Annotated in this window: 1 pseudogene; it reads left to right on the top strand. The window is 43.9% G+C overall.

What is annotated here, in order from left to right:
- Positions 1-415 (top strand): annotated as a pseudogene (locus BHE89_RS21370) (zinc ribbon domain-containing protein); the annotation flags it as partial.

The following is a 415-nucleotide window of genomic DNA, read 5'->3' as shown; positions in this document are numbered from 1 at the left end:
TTTTTTAATCCGAAACTAAAAGCCCGTTTTCCCACGTTTAAAAGTAAGCATGGCAGACAATCTAGCTATCATTGTGTCGGGATCAAAAGTCATTGATGGCGCGATAAAAAATCCCGAAAATCGCACCGATTGAAGCGCGTTTACATCGTGAAATTACGGGTAGCCAATGCCCGTGCTGATTTTCAACACAAGCTCTCTCGTGCAATTATTGACGAAAACCAAGCGGTAATTGTCGAGACACTGAAATCGGCGAATATGATGAAAAACCACTGTCTGGCTCGCGCTATCGGTGATGCAGGCTGGCATGGTTTTATCACAAAGCTGGAATACAAAGCCGCAGAAAAAGGCGTCCATCTGGTAAAACTGGATCAATGGTTTGCCAGTTCGAAAACCTGTCATTGTTGCGGTCATAAAA

The organism is Shigella sp. FC1967 (genome assembly GCF_001743005.1).
GTDB lineage: Bacteria > Pseudomonadota > Gammaproteobacteria > Enterobacterales > Enterobacteriaceae > Proteus.
This window is presented reverse-complemented; position numbering and strand designations above follow the sequence as displayed.